The organism is Endozoicomonas sp. (genome assembly GCF_031844845.1).
Classification (GTDB): domain Bacteria; phylum Pseudomonadota; class Gammaproteobacteria; order Pseudomonadales; family Endozoicomonadaceae; genus Endozoicomonas.
Map to the genome: position 1 here is coordinate 23,553 of NZ_JAVRMB020000355.1, position 7,566 is coordinate 31,118.

The window sequence follows — 7,566 nt, forward strand, 5'->3', positions numbered from 1 at the left end:
CCATGTCAAACAACGCTATGTTACAAACGCTGCAAACCTTTCAACAGTGGACGAAACAGCGAGCGGGCTCTTTGCTGCTGGCGGCCACACTGTTACTGCCAACGCTTTTTTCTGCTCAGGCATCCGCTCAAGTGGCGATGCCTGCGGAGAGTGCCACCACTACCGGGCCTGAATTGGTGGCCACGGTGTCCAGGCACCCGGTGTTTGGTCAGAACCTGTTCAGCGGTTTCCGTCAGACGGAATTCAAAGGGTTTAACCCGGACTACCGCCTGGCTATTGGCGACAAAATCACCCTGCAAATGTGGGGTGCTTATGAAGTCTCTGTGGATTTAAGCATCGATGCCCAGGGCAATGTGTTTATCCCCCAGGTGGGTCCTGTGCAGTTACAGGGGGTGGCCAATAAAGACCTGAACACCGTCATCGAAAAAAAGGTGCGCAGTGTCTACCAGAACAACGTCAACCTTTACGCCAGCCTCAATGCCGCTGAGCCGGTGAAACTGTTTGTTACCGGTTTTGTGCAGTCGCCGGGGCTTTATGGTGGTTTTGCTGCTGACTCGGTGCTGGCCTTTCTGGCCAAGGCGGGTGGTATACGTTCAGAGTCGGGCAGTTATCTTAATGTTGAACTCAAGCGCAATGGTAAAACCCGGGCGAAGTTCAACCTCTATGAATTTCTGCTGACGGGGAATATTACCCAGCTGCAATTGCACGACGGTGACACACTGGTAGTGAATGCTCGCCAAAGTACCGCTATGTTTACCGGTCTGGTAGAAAACCCGGTGCAGGTGGAGTTCTCCGGCAGTCGCATCGCTCTTGATCAGGCATTGGATATGGTGGGTCCCATGCCCTCGGCTACCCATGTGCGCATTGCTCGAAACCAAACCGCGAAACGGACTGTGGAGTACTTATCCATCACCCAGGCCCACAACATCACCCTGCAAAACGGCGATGAAGTCTCTGTAGTGGCTGATAAAATGCCCGGCACCATCAGTGTCACTGTGGAAGGTGAGCACGGCGGTCAGGCGGTTTATATTTTGCCCTATGGCAGTACCATCAAAGAACTGATGACCCGAATCCAGGTCACGCCCCGTTCCAATCTTGCGGCCATGCAGCTGTTCCGGGAAGAGGTGGCCGTACGACAAAAAGCCATGCTTGAGGTTTCGTTGCAACAGCTGGAGCAGTCGGCACTCTCAGCCCGCAGTAAAAGCGTCGGCGAGGCGCAACTGCGAAAATCCGATTCACAAGCCATTTTGCAATTTGTCCAGCGTGCCCGGCTGGTGCAACCCCGGGGTCAGGTACTCTTGGGACAAAGTAGCGCTCGCATGGAGGTGATGCTGAAAGACCAGGATCGCATCGTGATTCCTAACAAAACCGTGCTGGTACAAGTGCATGGTGAAGTGATGTTCCCCAACGCCATGGTGTTCAGCGACGGTAAGACCATTGCCGCCTATATCGACAGTGCCGGTGGCTACTCCCAGAAAGCGGATCAATCCCGGGTACTGGTATTGCATACCGACGGCACCATCACCCGCATCGAATACAGCGATGGCTGGTTTACCAGTGGCAAGCTGGCAAAATACGATATAAAGCCGGGTGACGAAGTTCTGGTGATGCCGCAAATTGACGACAAAACCATGCAGTACACCAGCGATATCATGCAAGTGGTTTATCAGGTGGCCATGAGTGCGGCGGTTGTATTGACGCTGTAATTCAGGGTTGAAAAGTAGAAAGGTTCACCACAGTACCTGAGGGCATAAAAGGCACAGAGGACACAGAGGTTTCTTTTAAAAGAGAAAAAACTCTGTGTTCTCTGTGCCTCTGTGGTGAATAAATCGGTAAAAAATCACAGGAAAAAGCACAGGAAAAGCACAGGAAAGGACATTCATAAAATTACCCATATTTATCATGTGGAGAAATTTAAATTAATGGATGTCCTGTATCTTACTGTATCTCAACTCCTGAACAGCCGATTTTGCAGCAATGTGCTGAAATTTCTTCGCCCATCGGCGCAAAGCAATATGGCAACAGTGATGCCGTTTTCTTTTGCTGTTTCAGTGGTCAGGTAAATAATACGAAAAGGCTTCCTTACCAACTGCCGGTATTCGGTGTTCCCAAACTGGGCCAGTTCGGGAACCCATGCGCCTTTGAAGGGCTGTTCTCTGAGACTTTGCAGGGCGCTGTTGAAAGTCTGTCTTAATTTAAGTGCCTGGGGTTTGCCAAAGTAGTCCCTGGTGTAGGCGATAATGTCCACTATGTCCTGTCGGGCATCCTGAGTGAGAATAACCTTTGTCATGGTTATTCTCCTGCACTGTTTTGCGCTTCATCTTCATCTTCACTGTTATCATCCATCAGGAGTTGGTCGATGTCGGCCAGTACACTTTCTGCAGTGACCGTGCTGTGGTCGGCTAACTGACGTTTGCCCAGTGCCAGCAGTTTTAACAGGGCGATATCTTCCTGCAATGTTTCGTAACTGTGGATATCCTGAATAACGGCTTTGGCTTCACCATTCTGGGTGATCACCAGTGGCTCCCGGCTTTTCTGCAGCTGGTTAAGTACCTCGGCCGCGTTTGCTTTCAGGTAGCTGATGGGCTTGACTTGCTGTGAAAGTTTCATAGAGGTTTCCTTATACGGGCAGGACTTAATTAAGACTTTATATAGTCTAGCTGATTTGCCGCAATCCTCAAACCTCCTTTCCGGGACGGTGTTAAAGTCATCGCTCTTATGTGTCCTGATCAACGGAGGTGATAAATCCAGCCAGAAAAGGGATATTGAAAAAGCAAGAAAGCTGCTTAAAGAGCTGGAGCTATAACATGAGTGACAAACTACAGAAATTCGATGTATCCGATTACCTGAGCGATGAAGAAAGCATTGCCGAATACCTCAACGCTGCCATGGAAGAAGGTGATCAGGCCTTATTAATGGCCGCTATTGCTGATGTTGCCAGGGCCACCGGCATGCAGGCTATCGCACAGCAATCCGGGCTGGGTCGGGAAAGCCTTTACAAAGCCCTGGCACCGGGCGCTAAACCCCGTTTTGAAACTGTGTTTAAAATCCTTCAGGCGCTGGGTGTCAGGCTGACAATGAATGCGCAGCATTAATCATCAGATTTCGTGTGGGAATGCCCTGCCTCAATGTCCTCGTTCCCATGGTGGTTATCGAAATTGTTGATGTGGCAAACTACACTTTGGCAGACCGATTTCCAAGTAGTGAGAGGTACCGGTTTAATGATCTTTAGGTGGGTGACAATCCGAAGATATTCAAAAACAGCCAATCCAGGTGATGCAGTATTTTTCAGTGTCGGTAGCCATGGATTCCAGCAATGATAAAGCTGCTTTCCCAGTCTCTGTTTTTCCTGCAAATCTTGATTGTTGCATGAGGGTTTGGCCACGAGTCGGCTTCGTTCTGAAACCGACCTGCGCCCAGATCGTTGTCAGTTTAATCAGGAATATGACTCTCAAAAATAAGGTAACTATGTCTTGTCTTTGATGAAGATATACTTTATTGAGCTAAACTTCTATAAAATAAATCTCCATGAATGTATGATGATGCCCACACTTGATAGCTAAAGGTTAAATATTACTGTGGTCGAAAATGATGTGATCAGGCAAATAGAAAACAGGTTGATAGCATCATGCCAGCCTGTAGAGCACGGACCGATGGATACCCCGGAAATCATTACCGCAATGGCAAAGGCATCGGCGGCTGGTGGTGCCGGTGCGCTCAGGATTCAGGGTGTTGAAAATATACGACTGGTGGCAAATATTGTTGATATACCAATAGTGGGTATTATCAAACGAGACCTGGAAGACTCTGAAGTACGCATCACTCCTTTTCTTGAAGATGTCCGGTCTCTGGCTGAAGCCGGAGCTAAAATAATTGCTTGCGATGCAACCTTCAGAGAAAGGCCGGTACCCGTAGAACGACTGCTTCAGGAAATACACAAAGCAGGCTGCATAGCTATGGCTGATATTTCCAGCTTTGAAGAAGGTGTTCAGGCAGCACAGATGGGCTTTGATCTGATTGGTACCACCTTGTCGGGCTATACCAGCGGTGCTACTCCTGAGGACCCTGATTTTGCGCTAATTTCTGACCTTCATGCCCAGGGGCTGAAAGTGGTTGCTGAAGGGCGATTTAATTCTCCTGAACTCGCTGGACAGGCCATCAAAGCAGGCGCTTACTGCGTCACTGTCGGCTCAGCCATTACCCGGGTTGAGTATATCTGTCAGTGGTTCTCTGACGCCATCAACCAGACTAAATAATCAGTTGGCCATCACCAGGTAAAAATTATGAATGGAATTTTTTCTATACTGCAGAGAGTTGGCAGAGCATTCATGCTGCCAATAGCCGTGCTGCCAATGGCGGGTATTTTGCTGGGGGTAGGCGGTGCTTTTACCAGTCCGGTCCTTATCGAAACCTACAACCTGACCATGCTGGCACCAGGGACAATGCTGAATCAGCTGCTGGTACTTTGCTTCAATTCAGGCCTGTTTGTTTTCGCTAACTTACCTGTTTTATTTGCTCTGGGCGTTGCTATTGGTCTGGCAAATAAAAACAAGGAGACAGCAGCGCTTTCCGCTTTAATTGGTTTCCTGCTTTTCCATACGGTCATCGGTACGGTACTTGGCTTCCAGGGGCTAACTGCTGACAATACGACGGTTGCAGCCTTGATTGAACAGGGCGTGTCGGCAACTAAAGCGCCTGGTTACGCTGCACTGTATGCTCGTGAACTGGGTATATTTACCCTGCAGACCGGTGTGTTTGGCGGCATTATCTGTGGTTTTGTTGCTGCTTTTGTCACCAACCGCTATTCCGGTAAAACATTACCTGACTATTTGGCGTTCTTCAGCGGAAGCCGTCTGGTCCCGGTTATGTCCATGCTGTACTTCATTCCGGTTGGTTTTATTTTTCCGTTCATCTGGCCACCTGTTTTCAACGCTATAGTCGCGATAGGCGCTGAGTTCTCATCAATGGGCTACATTGGTACGTTCTTCTATGGCTCCACTATGCGCATGCTGAATGTGTTTGGCCTGCACCATGCGGTTTATCCACTGTTCTGGTTTACTGAACTGGGCGGCAGCATGGAAGTCGCTGGTCAGTTAGTTTCTGGTGGTCAGAAAATTTTCTTTGCCCAGTTAGCCGATCCAACCGTTACCCACTTCAGTTCTGAAGCGACTAAAACCTTTACCGGTGGCTATCTGCCAATGATGTTTGGTTTACCTGCTGCTGCCCTGGCGATGTATCACTGCGCAGATGCCGTCAACAAGCCAAAAATTAAAGCGCTGTTATTCTCTGCTGCACTGACCTCGTTCCTGACCGGCATCACAGAGCCGATTGAATTCACCTTCCTGTTTGTAGCGCCAGCACTCTACGTCATCCATGCGCTGCTGGAAGGTGTTTCTTATGCGCTTCTCCATGCCCTGGATGTAGCGGTAGGTGTAACCTTCTCCCGAGGATTGATTGACTTCACTTTCTTTGGCCTGCTGCAGGGAACCGCCAAAACGTCTTACCAGTGGATTCTGATATTGGGCCCAGTCTATGCTCTGGCCTACTACGTGATTTTCCGTTTCTTGATTCAGAAATTTAACTTTGCAACGCCTGGTCGTTTGGGGGCTGAAAACAAGCTCTACACCAAAAAGGATCTGCAAGGCGGGAAAAATGCATTAATTGATGAGATTGTTATTGCCCTGGGCGGCGCTGACAATATTGAAACCATTGATGCCTGCATCACTCGCCTGCGAGTAACGGTTAAAGATGAGTCACTGGTTGCTTCTGATGATGAATGGAAAGCACTCGATGCTAAAGGAGTCATTCGCGGTGGTAAGGGAATTCAGATAATTTACGGGACTCAGGCTGAAACCTATAAGAATAAGATAAGGGTCGCTTACGGCTTCTGAATATTCTGAAAGCAACCGGTTTGAGGGCTTGTAATCTGCATAGATTTCAGGCCCTCCATTTGAGTATGGTGGACAGGCGGTTTATATTTTGCCCTATGGCAGCACTTCAAGAATATTATGCCGCTGTACCTGGCTGGCCCTGGTGCCCAGCAGTCCGCCGGTATAAGAGCGCATATGATGGGGAATAACCCGCAGGTGGTACGTTTCTCTTAACCATTCATAGCCAAGTGAAATTGGCATAAACAGAGTCTCCTGTGTCAGGGTAAAAACTAAATAGTCCCAAAAAAAACTAAATATGGCTCATTTTTGCTGCCTGAAACTAAATATTTAATACCATCAAAAAACTTTATTTATCCTCGTTTCCTCAGGGCTCCGTGGGAATACCTGTACTTCCCTTGTTCCTCTGCTTGAGTAAGTACACCCGGATCATTTCCTATTGGCAAAGACTGCTCTTTGACAGACCGGTTGCCAGGTATTACGTTGAGTAATACCTTTGTTCAGGAGACCCATCATGTCCAGCAGCTCTATCACCACCAAGGGACAGGTAACCATACCCAGTGGCTTACGGGAAAAGTTTCAGCTGCAACCGGGTGATAAGGTACTTTTTGTGGAAAAAGACGGTGTGATTACCCTGGTACCCATGAAACAGGATATTACCAGCCTGGCCGGCTGCCTTGCCGACGATGTTGGTGGTCGTCAGGCATCCCTTGATGATATGGAGGCGGCTATTCGCAAAGGGGCGACCAGAGGTTGGAGTCAGGACGAGGCATCTGATGATGGAAGGGATTGATACAAATGTACTTGTTCGTTTTCTGGTCAAAGATGATCCGCAACAATACCAGCAGGCCTTATTGCTCCTGACTGAAACGCCAAAGATTTATCTCTCTCCCATCGTACTGGTGGAAACCGTTTGGGTACTGAGCCACTTCTACCAGGTTAAGCGAATGCGGCAATGTGAAATACTAAAAGCATTGATGTACCAGCAGTGCTTTGTTACCGATTACCGGCAAGCGGTGCTGGATGCCTTGGGCGACTTTGAAAGAGGCTATGACTTTGCGGATGCGATGATAGGACACCATAACAGAAGTCGTCAGTGTAAAGTCACCTGGACCTTTGACCGAAAAGCATCAAGGCTGGCAGCCTTTAGCCTGATTCAACCGGATCATTGATGGTCAGGTGGTTTTAGAAATGTCCGTTAATAATTTCCCTGTTTTGTTCACCACAGTACCCGGGACCCACAGGGCCTAAAGGCATAAAAGGCACAGAGGACACAGAGGTTTCTTTTAAAAGAGAAAAAAACTCTGTGTCCTCTGTGCCTCTGTGGTGAAAAGTCTCTTCTGCGGTGATCAGGACATTTCTCAATAACTTCCCGGTTTAGCGGATTGAAAACTTATCCTGAAACGTATTAAAACCACTCCAGCCAAGAAAGCATTCCCCCTCTATTTACTGCATGCCTGATGCGCTTTTCCTGAAGAATCCAGAAAGCGTGAGAAAACAAGAGACAGGTTCTCGTTCCTATGAAAGAACTAACCTGATTAACTTCGGTGTTCTGTACTAATTTCAGTATTTCCCCATCCTTACCTCTTCCCGCTTTTGCCGTACATTGCGAGCTGACAATTTAATCACAAACCCCAAAACATTCACCCTGGCCTTTGATTTTGCAGGCTGGTGAAAA

At 48.3% G+C, this 7,566-nt stretch carries 9 protein-coding genes; 6 read left to right on the forward strand and 3 right to left on the reverse strand.

Annotated elements, in window-relative coordinates:
- Positions 1–2 precede the first annotated feature (2 nt).
- Entirely contained in the window at positions 3–1,706 is a 1,704-nt protein-coding gene (locus tag RM811_RS19675) for a polysaccharide biosynthesis/export family protein (RefSeq protein ID WP_402527565.1), read from the forward strand.
- Between the two features lie 242 nt (positions 1,707–1,948).
- Here the strand turns inward: RM811_RS19675 and RM811_RS19680 are convergent, their stop codons facing one another.
- Both RM811_RS19680 and RM811_RS19685 read right to left on the reverse strand, forming a co-directional pair.
- Positions 1,949–2,290, reverse strand: a complete 342-nt coding sequence (locus RM811_RS19680) for a type II toxin-antitoxin system RelE/ParE family toxin (protein ID WP_402527566.1) — start codon at positions 2,288–2,290, stop codon at positions 1,949–1,951.
- Between the two features lie 2 nt (positions 2,291–2,292).
- Entirely contained in the window at positions 2,293–2,610 is a 318-nt protein-coding gene (locus RM811_RS19685) for a type II toxin-antitoxin system Phd/YefM family antitoxin (protein ID WP_402527568.1), read from the reverse strand.
- Between the two features lie 197 nt (positions 2,611–2,807).
- On the opposite strand from RM811_RS19685, the gene RM811_RS19690 reads away from it, so the two are divergent.
- The 3 genes from RM811_RS19690 to RM811_RS19700 all read left to right on the forward strand — a co-directional run bounded on the left by RM811_RS19690 (position 2,808) and on the right by RM811_RS19700 (position 5,891).
- A complete protein-coding gene (locus RM811_RS19690; protein ID WP_402527569.1) occupies positions 2,808–3,095 on the forward strand; it encodes an addiction module antidote protein in 288 nt (95 codons plus the stop codon).
- Between the two features lie 483 nt (positions 3,096–3,578).
- Positions 3,579–4,256 (forward strand): N-acetylmannosamine-6-phosphate 2-epimerase, encoded by a 678-nt coding sequence (locus RM811_RS19695; RefSeq protein ID WP_402527570.1) that lies wholly within the window; start codon positions 3,579–3,581, stop codon positions 4,254–4,256.
- 27 nt (positions 4,257–4,283) lie between these two features.
- Positions 4,284–5,891 (forward strand): PTS transporter subunit EIIC, encoded by a 1,608-nt coding sequence (locus RM811_RS19700; protein WP_402527571.1) that lies wholly within the window; start codon positions 4,284–4,286, stop codon positions 5,889–5,891.
- Between the two features lie 93 nt (positions 5,892–5,984).
- On the opposite strand, the gene RM811_RS19705 is transcribed toward RM811_RS19700, so the two are convergent.
- Positions 5,985–6,131: a hypothetical protein gene (locus RM811_RS19705; protein ID WP_402527572.1), complete on the reverse strand. Its 147-nt coding sequence runs from the start codon at positions 6,129–6,131 to the stop codon at positions 5,985–5,987.
- A gap of 271 nt (positions 6,132–6,402) precedes the next feature.
- Here RM811_RS19705 and RM811_RS19710 point away from each other — a divergent pair, with 271 nt between their 5' ends.
- Positions 6,403–6,681 carry an AbrB/MazE/SpoVT family DNA-binding domain-containing protein gene (locus tag RM811_RS19710; protein ID WP_402527573.1) on the forward strand — a complete coding sequence of 93 codons (279 nt, stop codon included), beginning with the start codon at positions 6,403–6,405 and terminating at the stop codon, positions 6,679–6,681.
- A complete protein-coding gene (locus RM811_RS19715; RefSeq protein ID WP_402527574.1) occupies positions 6,665–7,060 on the forward strand; it encodes a PIN domain-containing protein in 396 nt (131 codons plus the stop codon). Before RM811_RS19710 ends, RM811_RS19715 begins: the two co-directional genes overlap by 17 nt.
- Positions 7,061–7,566: the final 506 nt, after the last annotated feature.

Coding starts and splice junctions, on each gene's coding strand:
- RM811_RS19675 (WP_402527565.1), top strand. CDS start 3: ATGTCAAACAACGCTATGTTACAAACGCTGCAAACCTTTCAACAGTGG.
- RM811_RS19680 (WP_402527566.1), bottom strand. CDS start 2,290: ATGACAAAGGTTATTCTCACTCAGGATGCCCGACAGGACATAGTGGAC.
- RM811_RS19685 (WP_402527568.1), bottom strand. CDS start 2,610: ATGAAACTTTCACAGCAAGTCAAGCCCATCAGCTACCTGAAAGCAAAC.
- RM811_RS19690 (WP_402527569.1), top strand. CDS start 2,808: ATGAGTGACAAACTACAGAAATTCGATGTATCCGATTACCTGAGCGAT.
- RM811_RS19700 (WP_402527571.1), top strand. CDS start 4,284: ATGAATGGAATTTTTTCTATACTGCAGAGAGTTGGCAGAGCATTCATG.
- RM811_RS19705 (WP_402527572.1), bottom strand. CDS start 6,131: ATGCCAATTTCACTTGGCTATGAATGGTTAAGAGAAACGTACCACCTG.
- RM811_RS19710 (WP_402527573.1), top strand. CDS start 6,403: ATGTCCAGCAGCTCTATCACCACCAAGGGACAGGTAACCATACCCAGT.
- RM811_RS19715 (WP_402527574.1), top strand. CDS start 6,665: ATGATGGAAGGGATTGATACAAATGTACTTGTTCGTTTTCTGGTCAAA.